Raw genomic sequence first — 25,443 nt, 5'->3', positions numbered from 1 at the left:
ATGCAGGTTCTGTCGGTGGCGCCCGAGATCTTTCCGCTGGTCAAAACCGGAGGGCTCGCCGACGTGACTGGCGCCTTGCCCGTGGCATTGGCCGGCAACGGCGTCAACATGCGCACGCTCGTCCCCGGCTATCCTCAGGTGATGGGCGCCTTCAGGAAAAAGAAGGCGGTTCAGCAATATCCATTGCTGCAGGGTGGGAAGGCTTCGGTGCATGCCGTCCAGATCGCCGGGCTCGACCTGTTTGTGCTCGACGCGCCGCATCTTTTCGACCGTCCCGGCGGCCCGTACGGCAACGCGGCCGGCGCCGACTGGCCGGACAATTGGCGGCGGTTCGCGGCCTTGAGCCAGGTCGGCGGTGATATTGCTGCCGGCGCCATCTCCGGCTACCTGCCCGATATCGTCCATGCCCATGACTGGCAGTCGGCAATGACACTCGCCTATATGCGCTACGGCAAGGCGGTCGGCACGCCGTCGATGATCACCGTCCATAACCTCGCCTTCCAGGGCCAGTTCGGCGCCGGCATCTTTGGCGAGCTTGGCCTGCCGGCGGCGGCGATGGCGCTCGACGGCGTCGAATATTATGGCGGCGTCGGCTTCCTCAAGGCCGGCCTGCAGGCCGCCTGGGCGATCACCACGGTCAGCCCGACCTATGCGCAGGAAATCCGCTTGCCCGAATTCGGCATGGGCCTCGACGGCCTGATCAACATGCGCTCCGTCGATCTCCATGGCATCGTCAACGGCATCGATACCGAGATCTGGAACCCGGAAACCGACACGCATCTGGTCTCCAACTACACGGCAAAGACGCTTAAGGCGCGAATGCCCAACAAGGCCGCGGTCGAGGACCGTTTCAGCCTCGATCGCGATGACAGCCCGATCGTCTGCGTTGTCAGCCGGCTGACCTGGCAAAAGGGCATGGACATATTGGCGGCCGCCGTCGACGGTATCGTCGCGGCAGGTGCACGGCTGGCAATCCTTGGGTCTGGCGACGCCGGGCTCGAAGGCGCGTTGCTTGCCGCCGCAGCCCGCCATCGTGGTCGCATTGGCGTCGTCGTCGGCTATGACGAGGGGCTCTCCCACACCATGCAGGGCGGCTGCGACGCCATCATTATCCCGTCGCGCTTCGAACCTTGCGGGCTGACGCAGCTTTACGGCCTGCGCTATGGCTGCGTGCCGGTCGTCGCGCGTACCGGCGGCCTTGCCGACACGGTTATCGATGCCAACGAAGCCGCCATCTCTGCCGGCGTGGCGACCGGCTTCCAGTTTGCGCCCCCCATTGCTGGCGCCCTGCTGCACGCCATCCGCCGCCTTGTCGAAGCGCATGCCAATCCCGCGGTGTGGGCGTCGATGCAGCGGCAAGGCATGAAGGCCGACGTGTCGTGGGACAAAAGCGCCGAAAAATATGTCCAACTCTATCGCTTGTTGCTTTCGAAAAGGGCTGCCTGACTGATGATCCGCACTGTCGCCACCAAACCCTATCCCGACCAGAAGCCCGGCACCTCCGGGCTGCGTAAAAAGGTCCCGGTGTTCCAGCAGGAGCACTATGCCGAGAACTTCATCCAGTCGATCTTCGACGCGCTGGACGGGTTCGAAGGCAAGACCCTGGTGATCGGCGGCGACGGCCGCTTTTATAACCGCGAGGTCATCCAGAAGGCCATCGCCATGGCCGCGGCAAACGGCTTCGGCAAGGTGATGGTCGGGCAGGGCGGTATCTTATCCACGCCGGCCGCTTCGCATGTCATCCGCAAATACAAGACCTTCGGCGGCATCATCCTGTCCGCCAGCCACAATCCGGGTGGCCCGCATGAGGATTTCGGCATCAAGTACAATGCCGGCAATGGCGGCCCGGCGCCGGAAAAGCTGACCGACGCGATCTTCGAAAAAACCAAGGTGATTTCGAGCTTCAAGATCGCCGATATCCGACCGGTCGACATCGACACGATCGGCACGGTCGAGGCAGGAGACATGACCGTCGAGATCATCGATCCGGTCGCCGACTATGCCGAACTGATGGAAAGCCTGTTCGATTTCAATGCCTTGCGGGCGTTGTTCAAATCAGGCTTCCGCATGCGCTTCGACGCCATGCATGCGGTGACCGGCCCCTATGCCAAGGAGATCCTCGAAAACCGGCTAGGGGCGCCGAACGGCACCGCTCGTAATTTTATCCCGCTGCCGGATTTCGGCGGCCACCATCCCGATCCCAATCTGGTGCATGCAAAACACCTCTACGACGAGATGATGGGGCCGGATGCGCCCGACTTTGGCGCGGCCTCCGACGGCGACGGCGACCGCAACCTGATCATCGGCAAGGGCATTTTCATCACCCCGTCGGATTCGGTGGCGATGCTCGCCGCCAATGCCCATCTGGCTCCGGGTTACAAGGCCGGGCTGAAAGGCATCGCCCGTTCGATGCCGACCAGCGGTGCTGCCGACCGGGTCGCCGAAAAGCTCGGCATCGGCATCTATGAAACGCCAACCGGCTGGAAGTTTTTCGGCAATCTGCTCGATGCCGGCATGGCGACGATCTGCGGCGAGGAGAGTGCGGGGACCGGCTCCAATCATGTCCGCGAAAAGGACGGCCTGTGGGCCGTGCTTTTGTGGCTCAACATCCTTGCCGCGCGCGGCGAAAGCGCCAGGCAGATCGTCACCGAGCATTGGGCGGCCTATGGGCGCAACTACTATTCGCGCCACGATTACGAGGAGGTCGAGACCGATCGCGCCAATGCGCTTGTCGACGAACTGCGCGGCAAACTTGGCTCGCTGCCGGGCACCAGCGTGCGCGGCATGACAATCGCCAGCGCCGACGATTTCGCCTATCACGATCCGGTCGACGGCTCGGTCAGCAAGAACCAGGGCATAAGAGTATTGTTCGAAGGCGGCTCGCGCGTCGTCTTCCGCCTGTCCGGCACCGGCACCTCGGGCGCGACGCTGCGCCTTTATTTCGAGCGCTACGAGCCAGACAAGAGCCGCCACGATCTCGACACCCAGGAGGCGCTTGCCGATCTGATTACGGCGGCCGACGACATTGCCGGGATTCGCAGCCATACCGGCCGCGCCAAGCCGAGCGTGATTACGTGAGCTTGGAGCGGCGCGCCTTTCCTTCTCCCCTTGTGGGGTCCGAAGGACGGGGCGAGACCCGTGGCTCGCCCCCGGGCGGTGGATCGGCGCGAAGCGCCGAGACGGATGAGGGGTGTTGGAAGGAATGCCGTCCGCGCCAAGCTGGAGCACCCCTCATCCGTCGCCTTCGGCGACACCTTCTCCCACAAGGGGAGAAGGGGGAGCTAACCTGGCAACGCCTCAAACTGTCTACGACCTGCTGCTGTGAGCGCGCGTGAGCCAACTCGGCGCAACCATCACCAAAGAAGGCATTCGCTTCGCCGTATGGTCCTCGTCGGCTCGGCGCATCTGGGTCTCGATTTTCGACGAGCGAGGAAGGCGCGAGATCGACCGGCTTGAACTGCAGCCCGAGGGCGACGGCGTGCATACGCTTTTTGTTGCCGGTCTCGCCGCCGGCACCCGATACGGGTTCCGCGCCGATGGCGACTACGCGCCGGAACAGGGGCTCTGGTTCGATCCCGACAAGCTGCTGGCCGATCCCTATGCCGTCGAGATCGACAGACCCTATGCCTATGACGGCCGGCTCGCCGCACGCCAGGGCGAGGGGGGCGACACGGCGTCGCTGATGCCGAAGGCCATTGCCGGCGCCTTGCCGGAACCCTTGCCCGCCTTGCCGCCTCTGTTTAGGCCCGGCGGCCTCATCTACGAGGTGCAGGTGCGCGCCTTCACAAAGCTGCATCCCGACATTCCCGAGAAGCAACGCGGCACCATTGCAGCCCTCGCTCATCCTCTTGTTGTCGAGCATCTGCAAAAACTCGGCGTTGCAGCCGTGGAGTTGATGCCGGTGACTGCATCGATCGACGAACGGCATTTGCCGCCGCTCGGGCTGGGCAACGCCTGGGGCTACAATCCCGTGACCTTCATGGCGCTGGATCCGCGACTGGCGCCCGGCGGTCTGGCTGAGCTGCGCGAAACGGTCGCCGCGCTGCGCGAGGCTGGCATCGGTACCATTCTCGACCTGGTGTTCAACCACACCGGCGAAAGCGACCGGCTCGGCCAGACATTGTCGCTGCGCGGGCTCGACAACCGCGCCTACTACCGGCACGAGGCCGACGGCGCTCTGGTCAATGACACCGGAACCGGCAATATGGTTGCCTGCGATCATCCGGTCGTCCGGGAAATGGTCCTCGACACGCTTCGCCACTTTGTCCAGCACGCCGGTGTCGACGGGTTCCGCTTTGACCTGGCGCCGATCCTTGGCCGCGTCGACGGCGTTTTCGACGCCGATGCGCCGCTGCTGAACGCCATTCGCAACGACCCAGTTCTTGCCGACCGTGTGCTGGTCGCTGAGCCCTGGGACATCGGACCGGATGGCTATCAGCTCGGCAATTTTCCGCCGCCCTTCCTCGAATGGAACGACAAATACCGTGATGATATCCGCCGCTTCTGGCGCGGCGACGGCGGCATGATCGGTACGCTGGCGACGCGGCTTGCGGGGTCGTCCGATGTCTTTGCCAAACCAGGCCAGGCAACGGTCCGCAGCATCAATTTCATCGCCGCACATGACGGGATGACACTGGCCGACATCGTTGCCTATGAACACAAGCACAACGAGGCCAATGGCGAACAGAACCGCGACGGCCACGACGACAACCTGTCCTGGAACAATGGCGTCGAGGGCCAGACCGACGACCAGTCAATCGTTACGGCCCGTTTCGATGACCAACGCGCACTGCTGGCGACGCTCTTTGCCTCGCGCGGCACGATCATGCTGACGGCCGGCGACGAATTCGGCCGCACGCAGCGCGGCAACAACAACGCCTACGCGCAGGACAATGACATCACCTGGCTCGACTGGGCCGGGCGCGACCGGGCGCTGGAGCGGTACACGGCTCTGCTCGCCAAGATGCGTCGTGCCGCGCCGGCGCTTTTGGACGCAAGCTTTCTCACCGGCGAGCCTGCGGCCGGCTCGGAAATAGCTGACGTCGTCTGGCTGAGCGAAACCGGCGTGCCGCTCGACGAAGCAGCCTGGCACGATCCTAGGCGGCATCGGCTGGTCATGGTTCTCGGCGATGAGGACGGTCGCCTTGCCGTGATCATCAATGGTGACCGTCGGGCCTGCATGTTCACGCTGCCGGAACGGGCGGGTTTTCATTGGTGCCCAGCCATCGAAACGGATAGTGGCGATATCTCACGGCCGGTTTTGGGGCGAACGGTCATATTCATGATCGAAAGCAGGGCCGCGCAGGCGGGCGCAGGGGAGAGCCATGATGGGTGACAATGCCGAATGGTGGCGCGGCTGCGTCATCTACCAGATCTACCCGCGCTCCTTCCAGGACACGACAGGCGACGGTAGCGGCGATCTCCTCGGCATCACCTCGAGGCTTGCCCATGTCGCATCGCTCGGTGTCGACGCCGTTTGGCTGTCGCCTTTCTTCAAGTCGCCAATGGCCGACATGGGCTACGACGTATCGGATTACTGCGCCGTCGATCCGATGTTCGGCACATCAGAGGATTTCGACGCGCTGATTGCAGAGGCGCACCGGCTCGGCCTGAAAGTGATCATCGACCAGGTCTTGTCACATTCGTCGGATCGGCACGAATGGTTCGTCGAAAGCCGAACGAGCCGCGATAACGCCAAGGCCGACTGGTACGTCTGGGCCGATGCGAAGCCCGACGGCACCGCGCCCAACAACTGGCTGTCGCTTTTCGGCGGCCCCGCCTGGGAATGGGACGCAACGCGCAGGCAATATTACCTGCATAATTTCCTCGCCTCGCAGCCGGACCTGAATTTCCACAATCCGCAGGTGCAGGACGCCTTGCTGGAAACGGTGCGGTTCTGGCTCGAGCGTGGCGTCGACGGTTTCCGGCTGGATACGGTCAACTATTACGTCCACGACCGCTGGCTCCGCAGCAACCCGCCTTTGGCGGAAAGCGTCGCCGGCACCAATACGGCAACCAGCCCCTATTTTTACCAGGAGCATCTGTTCGACAAGACGCAGCCGGAAAACCTTGCTTTTCTCAGGCGCTTCCGGGCGTTGCTTGACGAGTACGAAGGCCGCGCCGCGGTCGGCGAGATTGGTGACGAAAGCCGTTCGTTGCAGACGCTTGCCGCCTACACGGGCGGCGGCGACAAGCTCCAAATGTCCTACACGTTCGACCTGCTTGGCCCGCAATTCTCCGCGGCGCATGTGCGCGGTTGTGTCGAGGCCTTCGAGAGTACGGTGTTCGACGGCTGGGTTTGCTGGGCATTCTCCAACCACGATGTCGTGCGCCATGTCAGCCGCTGGACAAGGCCGGGCGGCGATCCGGACAGGGTGGCGAAATTCTCAATCGTGCTGCTTTCTTGCCTGCGCGGGTCGATCTGCCTCTATCAGGGCGAGGAGCTCGGGCTGGAGGAGGCCGAGCTGGCGTTCGAGGATTTGCGCGATCCTTTCGGCATCCGCTTCTGGCCGGAGATCAAGGGGCGGGATGGGTGCCGCACGCCGATGGTCTGGGAGGCTGGCGCCGATAATGCCGGCTTTTCAACCGGCAAGCCGTGGCTTCCGGTCCCGGCAAACCATCGCGCCCGCGCGGTCGATGTCCAGGACGGCGAGCAAACCTCCGTCCTGGCGAGCTACCGGGCGATGCTGGCCTTGCGCAAGCAGCATCCGGCGCTGGTTCGAGGCTCGATCCGGTTTCTCGATGCTGAGGGCGACGTCCTTGCCTTCATTCGCGAAGGCGGTGACGAAAAGCTGCTCTGCGTCTTCAATTTTGCCGATGAGCCGGCCGGCTGGCAATCGCCGCCGGATCTGGATGTGATAGAGCCGATAGATCTTGGCAGTACTACCGGCGTCTTGCAGGAAGGAGCTCTATCCCTGCCGCCGCTCGGCTGCTTTCTCGGCCGGATCGGCTGATCTCTATTTGATCTCATTGAACGAGTACGGAGCGCCCGCAAGTCGCGCCGACAACCCGGACATCGGCCTCGCCGACATGCACGCCAAGCGCTGCAAGAACGTTATAAACCAGTGCGTCGACAGGCGCCGTCACGCCGTTCAGAACCGTTACCACCGCCGGCTTCACCGTTCCGAGCAGAGCCGTCACGTCCAGCCCGAGGCCCAGCGCATTGACCGAGAGCGACAGCCCGCTGACCAGTGACGTGGTGAGCGATTGCGTCAGGTTCTTCGTCGAAACCGTCTTTATCGTCTTGTTGGCGATATCGGTGCTGTCGAACGTCAATGTGGTCGGATCGTTGTTGGTGATCGCAAGTGCTGAAGAACCCTTCACATCGAGCAGATTGAGGGTGAGCAGCAGGAGCTTCACGCTTACCTGTGCAATCGTGGCATCGGAGAACGATTGCGGATTGCTGAAATCGGCGAAGGCCGATGGGTTGTTGTCGGCGTCGCTGGCGGCAAGGTGCAGCGAGGCCACGCCAGGCTGCGCGGCGATCGAGACCTTGATGCTATCCGGCCGGCCCGTCGGGCAGCTGATGTCGGTTAGTTTGGCTTCCGCATAGGCGACTTCGACATGCAGAGGCAGGTTGACGGACAGCAGACTGATGCCGCCGCCGAGATTGGAATTGCCGATGCCGACTGTGGTGACCAGCTTGATTCGTGTCTGCGCAGTGCGCACCACGGTGCCTTTTTCCCCGACGGCCAGCCAGGGTGAATATTGCATCGGTTCACCGATGGCGACGGCGAGCGTGGTGGAGGTAAGTCCCGGAATAGTGGCGCCGAGATCGACCTGGACCTGGTTTGAGCCATTGGCCAGCGAGGCGGCGGCACCCAGCATGCCCATCGCGCTTGCGTCGACGGAAAAGCCTGGAGACTTTTGTCCGAGGCCGAGCTTGCCGATCGAACCAAGGTCGACAAGATGATTGAGCGGTATCTTGGCCGTGTTGGTAGCCCTCGACGCGATTGTCTGTAGGACAAGTTTGCTGGCGCTGCCCGTCCCCGAAGCATTGGCCATGGCGGTCGCGATCTGGCCTACCGTCGCTTTCGAGGCCAGCACTTCGGAATAGCTGACGCCGGTCAGTTGCAACTGCACCGCAAGGGCATCGACGAACGAAAGCACGTTGACGTCGGCCGAAATCAGCGCGTTGTAGTCCATGACGCTGAGCGAGATGTTTCCGCCCAGCAGCTTACTGAGAAGCGCGTTGAGGATGCCGCCGTTGACGCTGAGAAGCCTGGATCCGACCGAGAACATCGCTTGCGGCGTCATGCTGGCAATGGCTTCGGTGCCGACAACCGGAGTAGGGATGAGCGAACTGGCGAAATACCGGGCGGGGATTTTGTGTAGAGTGACGCGAACGGCGTTGTAAGGCGTTTTACCGGCTTCGAAGCGCTTGTCGACCCCGACCGAGGACGCCGCTGAGTATCGGCCGCCGGTGACGGACACGACGGTTTTCCCAACCGTGGGAACGATTGTCTCACCCGGCTTTTGAACAATGATGCCGGGCATTCGGTTGTCACTGAGCGTGGTTACCGCCGCGGCTTCCATATTGTTGATGTTCGACGCCGCGGTGATCGCCGCCAGATCGGTCATCGCCTGGGCTTCCCTGCGCTCCGTGTAGATCGAACCTTCGTCGACAGCGAAGGCCGCCAGCCCCAGCGCGAATGGCGCTATCAGCGCAGTCATGACGGCAAAGTTCGCCTTCTTGTCGCCAACGATGGAGCGAGCGATCCGCCCGATGCCCCTCAGCAAGAACTGCGACATTTCAAATGCCTCCAATCCTGATGGTAGACCTGCGCGAGATCGTGGTTTGCGGCATCGCAAGGCTGGGCAACAGGTTCCAGATCGGCAGGTTGCTGGCATCGTACTGGATCGACACGACGAACTGATTTCCGTCGGCCGTGCTGTCCGTCGCCTGATAGGTCAGCTTGCCGGAATCGACGAACGGGTATCCACTGGCATTGTTTTTGACGAAACCCGCCACCAGCGCCTGGCGCTCGGTTTGGTTCAATCCGGCAATTGCAGTACGGGCGGCATCGGCGGCGATTTGCTGCAACGAGTTGCTTGCACCAAAATAGATACCATATGCAACCATTCCGAGTACGAGCAGGATAAAGATCGGGGAAAGCAGGGCGAATTCGACCGCGGAAGTTCCGGATTCTTCTCCAATTTTGCGTAGATTTGCCCTTATTGGGCGCAATATTTTACGCTTTAATGTGACAGTATTACTGTCTATCTTGTTCATTGCCCTTGCCCGTTGGACCATAAAGGTCGATGTGCCGAACCCATCGGGATTTGTAACCCTTGGTTGCCTAAGAACCAATTAATACATTCCGGTAAACTGAAATAATCAGCCAGATTATCGGCGTTCTGGCCAGGAAACCCAGCCAAACTCATGCTTTCGATCATTGATTGGCGGTTCGCAAAGCGGCTGCCCCGGCCCCCTTACTTTGGGTGACCCCGAGAGTCTGTTGAAATAAAAAATCTCCACGTTACTGTTTGGCCACCAGCTGCCGGAAAGGGAACCGGCTGCGCGCTCGAAAGGAACCAGCCAATCGGTTTCGGGGCGTCAACACTTAGAGACGTAGCTGAAGGGCGACGTCATTAGGGAGAACTCCATGCTGAAACATGTGCTGAAGGCGACGGTACTCGCCACGACCATGGTCTTGGCCGCCGGTACGTTCTACACGCCGGCTTTCGCCGAAACCGTCTACAACCGCGGAGCCGCCGCCGAAGCGGAGACGCTCGATCCGCACAAGACCTCGACGGTCTACGAAGCCGATATCATACGCGACCTGTTCCAGGGCCTCGTCATGCATGACCAGAAGACGAACCTCATTCCGGGCGCAGCCGAAAGCTGGACGGTGTCCGACGACGGCACTGTCTACACCTTCAAGCTGCGCAAGGACGGCCTCTGGTCGGATGGCAGCCCGGTGACGGCGGACGACTTCGTTTATTCGTTCCGTCGGCTGGAAGATCCGGCCACCGCTGCCGAATACGCTTCCATGCTCTATCCGGTGAAGGGTGCCGAGGAAGTCAACACCAAGAAGGCCAAGCCGGAGGATATGGGCGTCAAGGCGATTGACGCAAATACCCTCGAAGTCACCCTCAAGGCGCCAACGCCTTACTTCCTGGAGATGCTGACCCATCAGGCGACCTTTCCGGTTAACAAGGCGTCCATCGAAAGGCTTGGCGCCGACTGGATCAAGGCAGGCAAGCTGGTCTCCAACGGGGCCTTTACAGCGGCGGAGTGGATTCCCAACGACCATCTCAAGCTGGTGAAGAATCCGAAATTCTGGGACGCCGCCAGCGTCAAGTTAGACGTGGTCAACTACATCCCGACCGAGGATCGCTCGTCTGCGATGAAGCGCTTCGAGGCCGGCGAATTCGACAGTTACGGTGACCTGCCGACGGAACAGCTCGCCGATCTCAAGTCCAAATTCGGCGACCAGGTCCGTGTCGGGCCATATCTCGGCACCTACTATTATGCGATCAAGACCGACAAGGCGCCGTGGGACAATGTCGAACTGCGCAACGCCATCTCGATGGCGATCGATCGCGACTTTCTCGCCGAAAAAGTCTGGCAGAATTCGATGCTGCCCGGCTATTCGATGGTGCCTCCGGGCATCGAGGGCTACACGCCGGCACTGGCCAAATACGCTGACATGCCGCAGATCGACCGCGAGGATGAAGCCAAGAAAATCCTGGAGAAGCTCGGCTATACGCCCGAGCATCCGTTGAAGATGCAGATCCGCTACAACACCTCGGAAAACCACAAGAACACCGCTGTCGCCATCCAGGAACAGCTGAAGCCGCTTGGCGTCGAGGTCACGCTGCTCAACACCGATACCAAGACCCACTACTCCTTCCTTGAGCAGAAGGGCGACTATGATGTGGCGCGTGCCGCGTGGATCGCCGACTACAAGGATCCGGAAACCTTCCTTGGCATCACCCGCAAGGCCAGCGGCAACAACTATTCGAGCTACGTCAGCCCGAAATACGAAGAGGCCATGGACAAGGCCGCCGCCGCCGGCGGCAAGCCCGAAGAGCGCATGAAGGAACTCGCCAAGGCCGAGCGCATCCTCGTCGACGATGTCGGTAACATCCCGCTTCTCTACTACAGCTACCACGACATCGTTTCCTCGAAGCTGCACGGCTTCGACGACAATGTGATGGACATCCATCCGTCCCGCTTCATCAGCAAGGACTGATCCCTTAGCCAGGCCGCCGCGCAACTCGATGCGCGGCGGCGCTGGTTTGCCATCGCATCGGCCCGGGAACCGGATTCGATTTTCGACAATGTCGGTGCGAAGATTTGAAGGCTAGAGCGCAATCGTCCAGTTGGACGCGCGCTGCTCTGGATCAAGCGGGGCACCGATGCTGCGTTACGTATTTCGGCGGCTGCTGACCGCCATCCCGACGCTGTTCGTCATCGTGACCATAGCGTTCTTCCTGATACGCGTCGCGCCGGGCGGCCCGTTCAACCAGGAGCGGGGCCTGAGCCCCGAGATCAGGGCCAATCTCGAAGCCCAGTTCGGGCTCAACGACCCGCTCTGGCTGCAGTACCTCCATTATTTAGGCAATCTTCTGCGCGGCAATTTCGGCCCCAGCTACAACATGCCGGATTTCACCGTCGGCGAGTTGTTCAGGGAAGGCCTGCCTATCTCGATCCAACTCGGCGCTTCGGCGCTCGTTCTGGCGCTGCTTCTCGGCAGCGTGCTCGGCACTGTTGCCGCGCTCAACCAGAACAAGCTTGCCGACTATTCGGTGATCGCGTTGGCGACCGCCGGCAGCACCATTCCGACCTTCGTCATCGCTCCGGTGATCCAGCTTGTATTCGGATTGACCTGGAAGCTGCTGCCGATCGGCGGCTGGGGCGATGGAGCCGTCATCAATAAGGTCGGCCCGGTGCTGACGCTCGCTCTGCCGCAGATCGCCATCGTCGCTCGATTGATGCGCGGCTCGATGATCGAATCGCTGCACTCGCATCACATCCGCACCGCCCGCGCGCTTGGGTTGTCGAACTGGTCGGTCGTCGTCAAGCATGCGCTGCGCGGCGCCATCCTGCCGATCGTCTCCTTCACCGGTCCGGCGGCCGCAGCCCTTCTCACCGGCTCGATCATCGTCGAGACCATCTTCTCTATCCCGGGCATCGGCCGCCATTTTGTCGTTGCCGCACTCAATCGCGACTACACACTGGTGATGGGGACGGTGGTGGTCATCGCGCTCTTCACCATTGTCTTCAACCTGATCGTCGACGTCCTCTATGGTGTCGTTGATCCGAGGGTGCGCTATGACTGATATCGCAGTTGCAGCACCGGTCGTCGGCCGATCCCTGTGGGGGGACGCGTGGGCGCGCCTCAAGGCCAACCGCGCGGCCATGTTCAGCCTCTATTATCTTGCCTTCATCGCCGTCATCAGCGTGTTTGGACCCTCTTTCGTGCCGCACCAATACACCACCATCTATGGCGACTATGTCCGCACGCCGCCGAGCTTCTCCGCCTATCCAAAGGCCGACATGATCGAAGGCGCTCTCGACGAGGCGATCAGGCGTATGCGCGTCGACATCAAGGACTGGCGGCAGGAGGGCAGCCGTGTGTTCGTTACCGTCAGATCGTCCAAGCCGATCGACGACCGCAACATTCGCTACCTTGATCGTTCCGATACCTTCGATGACACAAAGATCGAGAGCAAATCGCCGGACGGTCTCGAAATGGTGATGAGTGCCTCGATCAAGCAGCAATATTTCCTGTTCGGCACCGACAATACCGGGCGCGATCTCCTGTCCCGAACGCTGATGGCCGGGCGCATATCGCTGGCCATCGGCCTGCTTGCCGGCATTGTGGCCGTGGTCATCGGCGTGCTCTACGGCGCCACCGCCGGCCTTGCCGGCGGCAGGGTCGACGAGGTGATGATGCGTATCGTCGATGTGCTTTATTCCTTGCCGTTCATCTTCTTCGTCATCATGCTGGTGGTGTTCTTCGGCAGGAACTTCGTGCTGATGTTCCTGGCCGTCGGCGCCGTGCTGTGGCTCGACATGGCGCGCATCGTGCGCGGACAGGCACTGTCGATCCGCCGGCAGGAGTATGTCCAGGCGGCCGAAGCCATGGGCGTCGGCCAGCGCGGCATTCTGCTGCGCCATGTGATCCCCAATTTGCTCGGGCCGGTGGTGATCTACATGACGCTGCTCGTGCCGCAGGTCATCATCCTTGAGAGTTTTTTATCGTTCCTCGGGCTAGGCGTCCAGGAGCCGATGACCAGCTGGGGCGTGCTGATCTCGGTCGGCGCCCAGAACATCGGCTCGGCCAACTGGCTGCTTCTGTTCCCGGCCTTCTTTCTCGTCTCCACGCTGTTCGCGCTGAATTTCGTCGGCGATGGGCTGCGCGACGCGCTCGACCCGAAGGATCGTTGAGATGGCTGCTTCCGAAACCATCCTCAGCGTCAAAGACCTTCGCGTCCGCTTCCGCACCCTCGACGGTGTGGTGGAGGCGGTGAAGGGCATCAACATCCACGTCAAATCAGGCGAAACCGTCGCCGTGGTCGGCGAATCCGGTTCCGGCAAGAGCCAGACGATGATGGCGGCGATGAGCCTGCTCGCCTCGAACGGCGAAGCCACCGGCACCGTCGATTATCGCGGCCGCAATCTTTTGACCTTGAGCAAGCCCGAGCTCAACAAAATCCGCGGCCGCAAGATCAGCATGATCTTCCAGGAGCCGATGACGTCGCTAGACCCGCTCTATTCGATCGGCAACCAACTGATCGAGCCGATCCGCAAGCATCGCGGACTTGGCGCCGTCGCCGCGCGCGAGGAGGCGCTGAAGCTGCTGCGGCTGGTCCATATTCCCGATCCGGAGCGGCGGATGAAATCCTATCCGCATGAGTTGTCGGGCGGCCAGCGCCAGCGCGTCATGATCGCCATGGCGCTGGCCAACGACCCCGACATATTGATCGCCGACGAGCCGACGACGGCGCTCGACGTGACCATCCAGGCGCAGATCCTCATGCTGCTCGCCGAACTGCAGCGCAAGCTCGGCATGGCGATCGTCTTCATCACCCACGATCTCGGCATCGTCAGGCGCTTTGCCGATCGGGTCTATGTGATGCGCTATGGCGAGGTGGTCGAGGAGGGCGAGGCGGAAGCGATCTTCGTCAACCCGCAGCACGCCTATACCAAGATGCTGCTCGCCGCCGAACCGACCGGCACCAAGGCGCCGCCGCCGCCGAATGCCCCTGTCCTGCTTGAAGGCAGGAACGTCGAGGTGACCTTTAGGATCGGCGGCGGATTTCTTGGCGGCGAGCCGTTGCTGCTGCGCGCCGTCGATCGCATTTCGATCCGGCTGAAGCGCAACCAGACGATCGGCATCGTCGGCGAATCCGGCTCGGGAAAATCGACGCTCGGCCGCGCCTTGCTGCGGCTCCTGCCCAGCGACGGCATCATCCGGCTTGGCGACCGCGACATTTCCCACGCCGACCGCCAGGCGATGCGGCCGCTGCGGCGCGAATTGCAGCTGGTCTTCCAGGACCCGTTCGGCTCGCTGTCGCCACGGATGACCGTCGGCCAGATCATCACCGAGGGGCTGCTGGTCCACGAGCCCAATCTGTCGCGCAGGCAGCGCGATCTCCGCGCCGTCGATGCCTTGCTCGAAGTCGGGCTCGACCCGAACACGCGCAACCGCTATCCGCACGAATTCTCCGGTGGTCAGCGGCAGCGCATCGCCATTGCGCGCGCCATGATACTGAAGCCGAAAGTGGTGGTGCTGGACGAGCCGACCTCGGCGCTGGACCGCTCCGTGCAGAAGCAGATCGTCGAATTGCTGCGCAAGCTGCAGGCCGACCACGAACTGTCCTATCTGTTCATCAGCCACGATCTCGCGGTCGTGCGCGCCATGGCCGACTACATCATCGTCATGAAGCAGGGCAAGATCGTCGAGGAGGGGCCGTCCGAGGCGATCTTCAGCAATCCGCAGGCAACCTATACGCAGACACTGATGGCCGCGGCCATCGATGTGACGCGATTTCGCCTGAGCGCATAGCGCGATTGGTCAGAACTGCGGCGGAAGGTGGTTGTTTCGGGAACAAGAACAGCTAAGCCGCTGTTTTTTCTGGTCGGAGTGGCAGGATTTGAACCTGCGACCCCATCGTCCCGAACGATGTGCGCTACCAGGCTGCGCTACACTCCGTGACCAGACCGCGGGCTTATAGCCGCCGCGTTTGGTTACTGCAAGCGCCAATGGCAGCGCTTCCGTCGCATTTCTTTCGCTTTAGCCGCTACGTCATACAGGTTTCAGTTTCCTGTCGCACAAACACGGCTTAAAGGGGCTTCTAGGTAACCGTCCACTTGCCTCGAAGCATCTGATTCAGCCGCCTGGAGTTGCAGCCTTGTCGATGAAGATCGTTAGCGATGTCAGACCAAACACTTTTGAGTTCGAAACCTCGGCGTTGATCAAGCCATCCGGGTTTCGCGAATATGATGCGCGCTGGTGGTTTGGCCATCCCGGCTCGAACGAGCCGCCGGAGCTCAATCTGATCGGCGTCCAGGCGCTCGGCATGGGGCTCGGCACGCTGATCCGCCGTCTGGGTGCCGGACCCGACATCGTCACCGGTCACGATTTCCGCTCTTATTCGCTTGCCATCAAGCTGGCGCTGGTTTCCGGGCTGATGGCCGCCGGCGCGCGGGTCAAGGATGTCGGGCTGGCCTTGTCGCCGATGGCCTATTTCGCCCAATTCGCGCTCGACACGCCGTCCGTCGCCATGGTCACCGCCTCGCATAACGAGAATGGCTGGACCGGCGTCAAGATGGGCGCGGCGCGCCCGCTGACTTTTGGTCCGGAGGAGATGAGCGCGCTGAAGGCGATCGTGCTCTCAGGCGATTTCGACCTTGTCGGTGGCGGCTCCTATGACTTCGTTGCGGATTTCCGCAAAACCTACCTCAACGATCTGACAGCGGGAAAGCGTATCTCGAGGAAGCTCAAGGTGGTGGCCGCCTGCGGCAACGGCACCGCCGGGGCTTTCGCTCCCGAGGCACTGGAAAGGATCGGCTGCGAGGTGATCCCGCTCGACGTCGAACTCGATCATACGTTTCCGAATTATAATCCCAATCCCGAAGACATGAAGATGCTGCACGCCATTCGCGACAAGGTGCTGGAAACCGGGGCCGACGTCGGGCTCGGCTTCGACGGCGACGGCGACCGCTGCGGCGTGGTCGACAATGAAGGCAACGAGATCTTCGCCGACAAGGTCGGGGTCATGCTCGCGCGCGACATCTCACACCTCTATCCCGGCTCGACTTTCGTCGTCGACGTCAAGTCGACCGGATTGTTCATGACTGACAAGGTGTTGCAGGGAAATGGCGCGGTCACCGACTATTGGAAAACCGGTCATTCCTATATCAAACGGCGGGTCGCCGAACTCGGCGCTGTCGCCGGTTTTGAGAAATCGGGCCACTTCTTCTTCAATCCGCCGATTGGCCGCGGTTATGACGATGGCCTGGTCACGGCCATTGCTATATGCCAGATGCTGGATCGCAGCCCGCAAAGCAGCATGGCCGACCTCTACCGCGATCTGCCGCTGACGTTTGGCACGCCGACCATGTCGCCACACTGCGCCGACGAGCTCAAATACGGCGTCGTCGAGCGGGTCGTAGGCGATGTTCGCAAGATGAAGGACGAGGGCGCAGTCTTCGCCGGCCAGAAGATCGCCGAGCTGATCACCGTCAACGGCGTCAGGGTCGTGGCGGAGGATGGTACTTGGGGGCTGGTGCGGGCATCATCGAACAAGCCGGAGCTTGTGGTGGTGGTCGAAAGCCCGGTATCGTCCGAGCGGCGTCGCCAGATGTTCGAAGCCGTCGACGCGGTGCTGCGCCGCAGCCCGGAAGTCGGCGCCTACAATCAGACCTTTTGAGCGGGACTTATTTTCATGACCGAACGGATCGTCAGTTTTGTGATGAGCGGCGGCATCGGCTCGCGGCTGTGGCCGCTGTCGCGCGAGGACAATCCCAAGCAGTTCCATGATTTCTCCGGCGACGGCTCGATGCTGGCCAAGACGCTACGCCGGCTGACTGCGCGGCCGGAAGGCGAAACGCCGGTTTTCCTGATTGCCTCGGAAAGGCACGCCGACCGCGTTCATGCCGACATTGCCGGCCACGAGCTTTCCGGCGGCGGCCCGCTGTTCGAGCCGACCGGACGCAACACTGCCGCGGCCGTCGCTTTGGCAAGCCTGCGCACTTTGTCCGAATTCGGCGACAGCCTGGTGCTGGTGGTGCCGTCCGACCATGAGATCGCGACCGCGCAGCAATTCTGGCGGAGCGTCGAGGCCGGCACGGCGGCGGCGCGCGAAGGCAGGCTGGTGGTGTTCGGCATCAAGCCCACCCAACCGGAGACCGGGTATGGCTACATCGAGGTGGCCGGCGAGCGCGATGGCATCTGCGATGTCTCGCGTTTCGTCGAAAAACCCGATCTCGCCACCGCGCAGAGCTATCTTGAGGCCGGCAATTTCTACTGGAACACCGGCATCTTCCTGTTTCGCGCCAGTGCCATGCGCGACGCGTTCATGGCTTTCCAGCCAGACATCTGGAGCGCCACAGAGGCTGCCTACCAGGCTGCGACATCGGATCTTTCCGGCCTCTACATGCCTCTGGAGCTCTATGCCGCCATCCCTTCGACATCGATCGACTATGCGATCATGGAGCGCGCCAGCGGCATCGCCATGGTGCCGGCCGGCTTTCGCTGGAACGATCTCGGTTCCTGGCAATCGCTGCTCGATGTCGGGCCGTCCGACAAGCAGGGCAACGTCATTGTCGGCGACGTCGTCGCCATCGATTGCGAGAACTCCTATATCCGCAGCGACGGCCGCCTGCTGTCGGCCATTGGCCTGAAGGACGTCGCCATCGTCTCGACCGCCGACGCCACTTTCGTCGCGCCGGTCAGCCACAGCCAGAACGTCAAGAAGATCGTCGAGCAGCTCGAAAAGAGCGGCCGCCTGGAGACCAGGTTCACGCCCGCCGACGATCGCGTCATCGAAAGCGGCGCCTGGCAACGCCGCGTGCACCATTGGCTGTTCGAGGAGACGGTGCCGCTGTGGTCGACGATCGGCGTCGATGAGCGCCATGGCGGGTTCCATGAGGCGCTCGGTTTCGACGCCACCCCGCTGATGAAACCCAAGCGCATGCGCACGCAGGCCAGGCAGATCTATGCCTTCGCCGTCGCCAAGGCGCGCGGCTGGAACGGCCCGGCCGATCGGCTGATTAGCCACGGCCTCGAATTCATGGCCAGGAACGGCCGCACCGATAATGGCGGCTGGGTGCGCACGCTCAACGTCGACGGCACCGTCGCCGATGCCGCCGAGGATGCCTATGACCATTCCTGCGTGCTTCTGGCGCTGGCGCATGCCCATATGTGCGGTAATCCGGATGCATTGCGGCTTGGCGAGGAGACCTTTGCGTTCATCGACGCGCATCTCGAGGACGAACGCCTGACCGGCTTCCGCGAGACCTCGAGCGGCGAGGGCGAACGCCGCTCCAACCCGCACATGCATCTGCTCGAGGCGTTTTTGGCCTGGCATCAGGCGACCGGCGAGCGCGCCTATCTTCGCCGCGCCGCGCGCATCGTCGATCTGTTCCGCAGCCATTTCTTCGACCCGGAAAGCTGGACGCTGGGTGAGTATTTCGACAATGAATGGCGGCCAGCCCCTGGCGAGAAAGGCACGTGGACCGAACCGGGCCATCATTTCGAATGGGCCTCGCTGCTGGTCGACTTCGCGGGCCGCAGCGGCCAGAGCGGCTTGACCGGCCTCGCCAGGAAACTCTACGCGTCGGCGATTGCGAATGGCCTGAACCGCGCCACAGGCCTCGCCTACGGCGCCGTCTCGCGGCAAGGGCTGCCGCTCGACCGCGTCTCGCGCAGTTGGCCGCAGGCCGAAGCGATCAAGGCAGCGATCGCGCTGGATGGCTCGGGCGGTCCCGACCTGAAGCCGGAAATCGAGGCGCGTGTCGGCCGGCTGTTCCGCTGGCACATCAATCCGGCACCGCTCGGCCTGTGGATCGACCGCATCGACGAGCGTGGCCGCTCGCTGGCAAGCGAGGTGCCGGCCAGCATCTTCTACCATCTGGTCTGTGCGCTGACGCAGTATCTGGACGGTACAGCCCGCAAGGATCAGTACGGGCTGGCGACATCACCGGTCTCGACATAGACCGACTTTAGCTGCGAATAGAGTGCCAATGCCGCGAGCGAATTCTCGCGGCCGATGCCGGACTGCTTGAAGCCGCCGAACGGCATTTCGACCGGCGTCAGATTGTAGGCGTTGATCCAGCAGGTGCCGGCCTGCAATTCGGCGATGACACGGTGGGCGCGCGCCAGGTCGCGCGTGAACACGCCTGCAGCGAGGCCGAATTCGGTGTCGTTGGCGCGCTCGATCACCTCGTCCTCGCTGTCGAACTTCAGCACGCTCATGACAGGCCCGAAAATCTCCTCGCGGGCGATGCGCATCGTGTCGGTGACACCGGTGAACACCGTCGGCTCGACGAAGAAGCCGCCCTGGAAACCCTGCAGCGAAGGCACATTGCCGCCGCAGGCGAGCACCGCACCATCCTGCTTGCCGGCCTCGATGTATGAGACGACCTTGTCGTGCTGCGCCTTCGAGACCAGCGGCCCCATCTGCGTGTCCTGGTCGAGCGGGTCGCCGATGCGGATTTTCTTGGTCCGCTCGGTCAGCCTTTCGACGAAACGGTCATGGATGCTGCGCTGCACGAAGACCCGTGTGCCGTTGGAGCAGATCTGACCGGTCGAATAGAAATTGCCGAGCATCGCGCCGCCGATGGCGTTTTCGAGGTTGGCGTCTTCGAAGACGATCAGCGGCGACTTGCCGCCGAGCTCCATCGTCGCGTGCTTCATCTTCGAGCCGGCGAGCGACAGCACCTTGCGGCCGGTCGGCACTGAGCCGGTCACCGAGACTTTGGCGACGACCTCATGGCCGACAAGGCCGGCGCCGACATCGCCAAAACCTTGCACGACATTGAACAGCCCGTCGGGCAGCCCGGCCTCGGTGTAGATTTCGGCGAGCGCCAGCGCTGAAAGCGGCGTGTTTTCCGACGGTTTGAACACCATCGCATTGCCCATGGCGAGGGCGGGTGCGGATTTCCAGCCGGCGATCTGGATCGGGTAGTTCCACGCGCCGATGCCGACGCAGACGCCGAGCGCCTCGCGCCTGGCAAAGGGACCGCCGAGATCGACGGCCTCGCCATTAAAGGCGGCGACCGCGCCGCCGAAATATTCGAGGCAATCCGCCGCCGAAGGGGCGTCCGCAACCAGCGTCTCCTGGATCGGCTTGCCGGTGTCGAGCGTCTCGATACGCGCCAAATCGGCATTGCGGGCGCGCAAAATGTCGGCGGCACGGCGCAGTATGCGGCCGCGCTCGACCGGCTTCAGCCGTGCCCAGGCCGGCTGTGCCGCACGCGCGGCTTCGATCGCGAGTTCAAGCACGTTCGGCGTCGCCGAGCGCAGCATGGCAATGGTCTCGCCGGTCGCCGGATAGATGACCGGCAGCGGCGCGCCGCGCTCGTCGTCGATATAGCGGCCATTGACATAATGCGATGCCGTTGGCTGGGCGCGCATGACTGTTCTCCAATCGTCTTTCGCGGCAGGCGGAATGTGCGTCCGCCGGATCATGGCCTATCTGTCCGACGCCTGCCAGCGCGGATTGATCCATGGTTCCTGGTTGGACGGCGCCAGCGGCGAGCGCCCGAGAACGTGGTCGGCGGCCTTCTCGCCGGTCATGATCGACGGCGCGTTGAGATTGCCATTGGTGACGCGCGGGAAGATCGAGGAATCGGCGACCCGCAGCCCTTCGAGGCCGATGACGCGGCATTCCGGATCGACGACGCTCATCGCATCGTCGGCACGGCCCATCTTGCAGGTGCCGCAAGGGTGATAGGCGCTTTCGGCGTGGTCGCGGATGAAGGCGTCGAGCTCGTCGTCCGATTGTACGTGCGAACCCGGCGACAGTTCCTTGCCGCGGTAAGGATCGAAGGCCGCTTGCCCGAAGATCTCACGGGTCAGCCGGATGCAGTGGCGGAACTCCGTCCAGTCGTCCGGATGCGACATGTAGTTGAAGCGGATCACCGGCTTCGATTTGGGATCGGGCGAGCGCAGCGTGACCGAACCGCGCGACTTCGACCGCATCGGCCCGACATGCGCCTGGAAGCCATGCGCCTTCGCCGCCGCCTTGCCGTCATAGCGGACTGCTGCCGGTATGAAGTGATACTGGATATCGGGATAATCGACGCCGGCGCGCGAGCGCACAAAGGCGGCCGCCTCGAAATGATTGGTGGCGCCGAGGCCGGACTTGAAGAACAGCCACTGCGCGCCGATCAATGCCTTCGAGAACGGGTTCAAGATGGAGTTCAGCGTGATCGGCTTTGTCGATTCCTGCTGGATGTAGAGTTCCATGTGGTCCTGCAGATTGCGGCCGACGCCGGGCCGGTCGACAATCACCGGAATGCCGTTCTCTTTGAGGTGCTGGCCGGGGCCGATGCCGGACAGCATCAGGATCTTGGGCGAGTTGATCGAGGACGCGGCAACGATCACCTCACGCCGCGCTCTGATCACCTGAATCCGCTTGCGCGCTTCGATCTCGACTCCGGTGGCGCGTTGATTCTCGATGATTACCCGTCGGGCGAACCCCTTGACCAAGCTGACATTTTTCCGCCTGAGTGCCGGCCTGAGATAGGCGCTCGCCGCCGACCAGCGGCGACCGCCACGAATGGTCTGCTCCATCGGCCCAAAACCTTCCTGCTTCGCGCCATTGTAATCATCGGTTAGCTCGAAACCGGCCTGACGGCCTGCCTCGACAAAGGCGCCGTAGAGTGGATTGGTCCGCGAGCCGCGCTGCACAGTCAGCGGGCCGCCATGGCCGCGCCAGCCATTCTCGCCGCCATTGCTGTCCTCCATTCGCTTGAAGTACGGGAGCACGTCTGCGAAGCCCCAGCCGGCCGCGCCCTGTTCGGCCCAATGGTCGAAGTCGCGGGCATGGCCGCGCACATAGACCATGCCGTTGATCGAGGATGAGCCGCCGATGACCTTGCCGCGAGGCGTTGCCAGCACGCGGCCGCCGAGATGCGGCTCCGGCTCGCTGGCAAAGCCCCAGTCGTAGAGGCTCATGTTGAGCGGGATCGACAGCGCCGACGGCATCTGGATCAGCGGCCCGATATCGCTGCCGCCATATTCGATGACGATCACCGAATGCTTGCCGTCCTCCGACAGCCGGTAGGCCATGGCCGAGCCGGCCGAGCCGGAGCCGATGATGACGAAATCCGCTTCAAGCATGGTTCATGCGCGCCCATGGTTCATATGCGCAATGAAATCGGCCAGCGAGACGTTGCCGCCGGTTGCCACTACGAGAACGGTCTTGCCGGTCACGTCGACCTTGCCGCCGAGCAACGCCGCGAGTGAAGCAGCGCCCGAAGGCTCGAGCACCAGCTTCAGCCGCTCGAAGGCGATCCGCATAGCGCGCCGCACCGAAGCATCGTCGACGGTGACGCCGCGAACGCCGGCGGTCTTCACCGCTGCGAACGGCGCGTCGCCAGGCCGCCGCGACATCAGCCCGTCGCAGATCGATTTCGGCCCGATCGGCATGGTTTCGATGGCGCCATGTGCCAGCGACGAGCCCATGCCGTCAAAACCTTCCGGCTCGACGCCGATGATCTTCGTGGCTGGCGACAGGTAGTGGAAGGCCAGCGAAACACCGCCGATCAGGCCGCCGCCGCCGACCGAGCAGAACAAGAGATCGGCCTCGGTTTGCCTGGCGGCGAGCTGGTCGAGTGCCTCCAGCCCGGCACCGGCCTGGCCGGCGACGATCTCCGGATCGTCGAACGGGTGCAGCAGCGCCAGGCCTTCGCTCGCGGCGATCTCGCGCGCCCTGGCGGCAGCGACTTCCTCACGCGCGCGCTCGCCATGGTCGGTCAGCACGACGTGCGCGCCGTAGCCCGATGTGGCGTCGCGCTTGGCGGCCGGCGCGTCGATCGGCATGACGATGGTGACAGGAATGCCGAGCGCCTGGCCCGCCGCCGCCAGCCCTTGCGCGAAATTGCCGGAGGAATAGGCGACGACGCCCTTTTTGGCTTCGTCAGGCGACAGCCGCTTCAGCCGCCAGTAGGCGCCGCGCACCTTGAACGATCCTGCCCATTGCAGCGACTCGGCCTTGACGAAGAAGCGGGCGGCGCCGGTCTCGCGGGCGAGTGCCGCCGATTCCAGCAGCGGCGTGATCTGCGTCGCCTTGGAGGTGGCGGCATAGGCCTGCCTGAGATGGTCGAGCGAGGGGACGAGACTGTCTGCCATCATTTGCCTCGCGGAAAGCGCTTCTGCTCTTCGAGCAGGTCGAGGTTCATGTGATTGCGCATGTAGCGCTCCGATGCTTTCTGCAGCGGCTGGAATTCCCAAGGGTAGTGGGTGCCGTTGCGCAGCGCCGGGTAGACCACCCAGCGGCGTGCCTGGCTGGCACGCACCGCGGCATCGAACGCCGCCATGTCCCAGCGCTCCCGCACCTTGCCGGTGAAAGCCGCGACCAAAGCCGCATTGGCCGGATCGGCGGCGAGGTTGGTCAATTCCAGCGGATCCGATTCAAGATCAAACAGTTGCGGCGGATCGATCTCGCAATGGATGAATTTGTAGCGGCCCTCGCGCATCGCCACCATCGGCGCGTTCGAGCCTTCGGCTGCATATTCCATCAGCACCGGCGCGGAGCGTTTCCTTCCGTTCAGCAGCGGCAGTAGCGACTGGCCGTCGGTCCACGGCGCAATCGCGCTGATGTCGATGCCGGCGAGATCGCAAAGCGTCGGCGTCACGTCGAGGTTGGAGACCGGCGTGTCGATCAGCCCGGTGCGTATGCTCTTGCCGGCGATCATCAGCGGCACCCGCGCCGAACCTTCGAAGAAGCACATCTTGAACCACAGGCCGCGCTCGCCGAGCATGTCGCCGTGGTCCGAGCAGAACAGGATGACCGTGTCGTCGAGCATGTGCGTGCGCTCGAGCACCGACAGCAACTCGCCGAGCTTGTCGTCGAGATAGGAGATATTGGCGAAATAGCCGCGCCGCGCGCGGCGGATCTGCTCCGCGGTGATGTCAAAGCTATCATAGTCGCTGGCGCGGTAGAGCCGCTGCGAATGCGGGTCCTGCCTGTCGTAGGGAATGAAGCCGATCTCGGGCTCGAGCGCCGGGCAATCCTCGTAGAGGTCCCAGTAGCGCCGCCGTGCGACGTAGGGATCGTGCGGATGGGTGAAGGAAACCGTCAAGCACCAGGGCCGATGTGCGACGTCGTCGGAGACGCGGGCAAGATCGTAGAGCTTCTGCACCGCATGGAAGGCGACCTCGTCGTCATACTCCAGCTGGTTGGTGATTTCGGCAGTTCCGGCACCGCTCACTGAGCCCAGATTGTGATACCACCAGTCGATCCGCTCGCCGGGCTTGCGATAGTCCGGCGTCCAGCCGAAATCGGCCGGATAGATGTCGGTGGTCAGCCGTTCCTCGAAGCCGTGCAACTGGTCCGGCCCGACGAAATGCATCTTGCCAGAGAGGCAGGTGTGATAGCCGGCGGCGCGCAGATGATGGGCAAAGGTCGGGATCGACGAGGTGAATTCGGCGGCGTTGTCATAGACCCCGGTGCGTGACGGCAATTGGCCGCTCATGAATGCGGCGCGGCCCGGCGCGCAGAGCGGCGAGGCGGTGTAGTTGTTGCAAAAACGCGCCGAACGCGCGGCGAGCGCCTTCAGATGTGGCGCGTGCAGGAAGTCTGCCGGCCCGTCTGGAAACAGCGTTCCGTTGAGCTGATCGACCATGACGATCAGGATGTTGGGTCGCTTGGATGTCACTGCTTCTGCCGTCCGCTAAGCTTCATTTCGAGATAGTCCTCAACCAGTGCGATCGCGGTCGCGGCATCGGGCACGCCGTCCTTCAGCGCGCGCCTGATATAGAGCCCGTCGATCAGCGCCGCCGTCGCTTCGGCAACCCGGTCGGCCTCGCTTCTCGGCAGGATACCGGTCAGCCCGCTAAGCAGATTGGAATGCAGCCGCCGTGCATAGACCTTGAGCAGCCGGCGAAGTGCTGCCGATTTCTGCGCCTCGACATAGAAGGCGAGCCAGGCGGCGATCGTTTCCGGCTGGAACTGGACGTCGGAGAAATTGACCGCGACCACTGCCGAGACGCGCTGGCGCGCCGTGCCGGCCGTGCGAAGCGCGCGCCGCGTATCGGCGGTGAGCCCGCTCAGGATGTGCCGCATCGTCGCCAACAGCAATTCGTCCTTGGCGCCGAAATAATGGTGGGCAAGCGCCGAGGACACGCCGGCGCGCCCGGCGATTTCCGACATCGTGACATCAAGCGAACCGCGCTCGCCGATCGCCGAGATCGTTGCGTCGATGAGCGCCTTGCGGCGCAACGGCTCCATTCCGAGTTTCGGCATTCTTGCTCCGGC

17 protein-coding genes and 1 tRNA gene are annotated in these 25,443 nt (G+C 62.9%); 10 read left to right on the top strand and 8 right to left on the bottom strand.

Annotation, left to right across the window (positions count from 1 at the left end; translation table 11 throughout):
* The 4 genes from glgA to bglA all read left to right on the top strand — a co-directional run bounded on the left by glgA (nt 1) and on the right by bglA (nt 6,953).
* Nucleotides 1–1,446: a glycogen synthase GlgA gene (gene glgA / locus NKH43_RS04645; RefSeq protein WP_352549172.1), complete on the top strand. Its 1,446-nt coding sequence runs from the start codon at nt 1–3 to the stop codon at nt 1,444–1,446.
* A 3-nt stretch (nt 1,447–1,449) separates the two neighbouring features.
* Nucleotides 1,450–3,078, top strand: a complete 1,629-nt coding sequence (locus NKH43_RS04640; protein WP_352856814.1) for an alpha-D-glucose phosphate-specific phosphoglucomutase — start codon at nt 1,450–1,452, stop codon at nt 3,076–3,078.
* A 253-nt stretch (nt 3,079–3,331) separates the two neighbouring features.
* Nucleotides 3,332–5,335: a glycogen debranching protein GlgX gene (gene glgX / locus NKH43_RS04635; protein WP_352856812.1), complete on the top strand. Its 2,004-nt coding sequence runs from the start codon at nt 3,332–3,334 to the stop codon at nt 5,333–5,335.
* Nucleotides 5,325–6,953, top strand: coding sequence for a beta-galactosidase BglA (gene bglA / locus NKH43_RS04630; protein ID WP_023718444.1), 1,629 nt, complete (start codon nt 5,325–5,327; stop codon nt 6,951–6,953). Before glgX ends, bglA begins: the two co-directional genes overlap by 11 nt.
* Before the next feature lie 13 nt (nt 6,954–6,966).
* On the opposite strand, the gene NKH43_RS04625 is transcribed toward bglA, so the two are convergent.
* Nucleotides 6,967–8,751, bottom strand: coding sequence for a pilus assembly protein TadG-related protein (locus tag NKH43_RS04625; RefSeq protein WP_023718443.1), 1,785 nt, complete (start codon nt 8,749–8,751; stop codon nt 6,967–6,969).
* Nucleotide 8,752: 1 nt separating this feature from the next.
* Nucleotides 8,753–9,232 carry a TadE family protein gene (locus NKH43_RS04620; protein ID WP_084642568.1) on the bottom strand — a complete coding sequence of 160 codons (480 nt, stop codon included), beginning with the start codon at nt 9,230–9,232 and terminating at the stop codon, nt 8,753–8,755.
* Between the two features lie 373 nt (nt 9,233–9,605).
* On the opposite strand from NKH43_RS04620, the gene NKH43_RS04615 reads away from it, so the two are divergent.
* The 4 genes from NKH43_RS04615 (at nt 9,606) to NKH43_RS04600 (ending at nt 15,020) form a co-directional block, all read left to right on the top strand.
* Nucleotides 9,606–11,198 (top strand): peptide ABC transporter substrate-binding protein, encoded by a 1,593-nt coding sequence (locus tag NKH43_RS04615; RefSeq protein ID WP_352856810.1) that lies wholly within the window; start codon nt 9,606–9,608, stop codon nt 11,196–11,198.
* Nucleotides 11,199–11,364: 166 nt separating this feature from the next.
* Nucleotides 11,365–12,288, top strand: coding sequence for an ABC transporter permease subunit (locus NKH43_RS04610; RefSeq protein ID WP_023718440.1), 924 nt, complete (start codon nt 11,365–11,367; stop codon nt 12,286–12,288).
* Complete coding sequence (locus NKH43_RS04605; RefSeq protein ID WP_352814747.1) at nt 12,281–13,399, top strand: ABC transporter permease; 1,119 nt, start codon at nt 12,281–12,283, stop codon at nt 13,397–13,399. The genes NKH43_RS04610 and NKH43_RS04605 overlap by 8 nt, the downstream gene beginning before the upstream one ends.
* A 1-nt stretch (nt 13,400) precedes the next feature.
* Nucleotides 13,401–15,020: an ABC transporter ATP-binding protein gene (locus tag NKH43_RS04600; protein ID WP_352856808.1), complete on the top strand. Its 1,620-nt coding sequence runs from the start codon at nt 13,401–13,403 to the stop codon at nt 15,018–15,020.
* 70 nt (nt 15,021–15,090) lie between these two features.
* On the opposite strand, the gene NKH43_RS04595 is transcribed toward NKH43_RS04600, so the two are convergent.
* A tRNA-Pro gene (locus tag NKH43_RS04595) sits at nt 15,091–15,167 on the bottom strand.
* Between the two features lie 205 nt (nt 15,168–15,372).
* On the opposite strand from NKH43_RS04595, the gene NKH43_RS04590 reads away from it, so the two are divergent.
* Both NKH43_RS04590 and NKH43_RS04585 read left to right on the top strand, forming a co-directional pair.
* Nucleotides 15,373–16,887: a phosphomannomutase/phosphoglucomutase gene (locus NKH43_RS04590; RefSeq protein ID WP_502905906.1), complete on the top strand. Its 1,515-nt coding sequence runs from the start codon at nt 15,373–15,375 to the stop codon at nt 16,885–16,887.
* A 15-nt stretch (nt 16,888–16,902) separates the two neighbouring features.
* On the top strand, nt 16,903–19,173 hold the full coding sequence (locus NKH43_RS04585) for an AGE family epimerase/isomerase (RefSeq protein ID WP_023718436.1): 2,271 nt from the start codon (nt 16,903–16,905) through the stop codon (nt 19,171–19,173).
* Here the strand turns inward: NKH43_RS04585 and betB are convergent.
* The 5 genes from betB to betI are packed head-to-tail and all read right to left on the bottom strand — an operon-like array spanning nt 19,137 to nt 25,431.
* Nucleotides 19,137–20,594 carry a betaine-aldehyde dehydrogenase gene (betB, locus tag NKH43_RS04580; RefSeq protein ID WP_352856806.1) on the bottom strand — a complete coding sequence of 486 codons (1,458 nt, stop codon included), beginning with the start codon at nt 20,592–20,594 and terminating at the stop codon, nt 19,137–19,139. The two genes, NKH43_RS04585 and betB, sit on opposite strands and share 37 nt — an antisense overlap.
* Before the next feature lie 57 nt (nt 20,595–20,651).
* On the bottom strand, nt 20,652–22,304 hold the full coding sequence (betA, locus tag NKH43_RS04575) for a choline dehydrogenase (RefSeq protein WP_352856804.1): 1,653 nt from the start codon (nt 22,302–22,304) through the stop codon (nt 20,652–20,654).
* A gap of 3 nt (nt 22,305–22,307) precedes the next feature.
* Nucleotides 22,308–23,315 (bottom strand): threonine/serine dehydratase family protein, encoded by a 1,008-nt coding sequence (locus NKH43_RS04570; protein ID WP_023718433.1) that lies wholly within the window; start codon nt 23,313–23,315, stop codon nt 22,308–22,310.
* Nucleotides 23,315–24,844, bottom strand: coding sequence for a choline-sulfatase (betC, locus tag NKH43_RS04565; RefSeq protein ID WP_023718432.1), 1,530 nt, complete (start codon nt 24,842–24,844; stop codon nt 23,315–23,317). Before betC ends, NKH43_RS04570 begins: the two co-directional genes overlap by 1 nt.
* Nucleotides 24,841–25,431, bottom strand: a complete 591-nt coding sequence (gene betI, locus NKH43_RS04560) for a choline-binding transcriptional repressor BetI (protein WP_023718431.1) — start codon at nt 25,429–25,431, stop codon at nt 24,841–24,843. Before betI ends, betC begins: the two co-directional genes overlap by 4 nt.
* Between the last annotated feature and the right edge of the window lie 12 nt (nt 25,432–25,443).

The organism is Mesorhizobium sp. M1163, from assembly GCF_040318415.1.
Classification (GTDB): Bacteria; Pseudomonadota; Alphaproteobacteria; order Rhizobiales; family Rhizobiaceae; genus Mesorhizobium.
This window is presented reverse-complemented; position numbering and strand designations above follow the sequence as displayed.

Bases quoted from the DNA above. Each gene is read 5' to 3' on its own strand.
- NKH43_RS04615 (WP_352856810.1), top strand. From the start codon at position 9,606: ATGCTGAAACATGTGCTGAAGGCGACGGTACTCGCCACGACCATGGTC.
- betB (WP_352856806.1), bottom strand. From the start codon at position 20,594: ATGCGCGCCCAGCCAACGGCATCGCATTATGTCAATGGCCGCTATATC.
- NKH43_RS04570 (WP_023718433.1), bottom strand. From the start codon at position 23,315: ATGGCAGACAGTCTCGTCCCCTCGCTCGACCATCTCAGGCAGGCCTAT.
- bglA (WP_023718444.1), top strand. From the start codon at position 5,325: ATGATGGGTGACAATGCCGAATGGTGGCGCGGCTGCGTCATCTACCAG.
- NKH43_RS04640 (WP_352856814.1), top strand. From the start codon at position 1,450: ATGATCCGCACTGTCGCCACCAAACCCTATCCCGACCAGAAGCCCGGC.
- betI (WP_023718431.1), bottom strand. From the start codon at position 25,431: ATGCCGAAACTCGGAATGGAGCCGTTGCGCCGCAAGGCGCTCATCGAC.
- glgA (WP_352549172.1), top strand. From the start codon at position 1: ATGCAGGTTCTGTCGGTGGCGCCCGAGATCTTTCCGCTGGTCAAAACC.
- NKH43_RS04590 (WP_502905906.1), top strand. From the start codon at position 15,373: ATGAAGATCGTTAGCGATGTCAGACCAAACACTTTTGAGTTCGAAACC.
- NKH43_RS04600 (WP_352856808.1), top strand. From the start codon at position 13,401: ATGGCTGCTTCCGAAACCATCCTCAGCGTCAAAGACCTTCGCGTCCGC.
- NKH43_RS04625 (WP_023718443.1), bottom strand. From the start codon at position 8,751: ATGTCGCAGTTCTTGCTGAGGGGCATCGGGCGGATCGCTCGCTCCATC.
- NKH43_RS04610 (WP_023718440.1), top strand. From the start codon at position 11,365: ATGCTGCGTTACGTATTTCGGCGGCTGCTGACCGCCATCCCGACGCTG.
- NKH43_RS04585 (WP_023718436.1), top strand. From the start codon at position 16,903: ATGACCGAACGGATCGTCAGTTTTGTGATGAGCGGCGGCATCGGCTCG.
- NKH43_RS04620 (WP_084642568.1), bottom strand. From the start codon at position 9,232: ATGAACAAGATAGACAGTAATACTGTCACATTAAAGCGTAAAATATTG.
- betA (WP_352856804.1), bottom strand. From the start codon at position 22,304: ATGCTTGAAGCGGATTTCGTCATCATCGGCTCCGGCTCGGCCGGCTCG.
- NKH43_RS04605 (WP_352814747.1), top strand. From the start codon at position 12,281: ATGACTGATATCGCAGTTGCAGCACCGGTCGTCGGCCGATCCCTGTGG.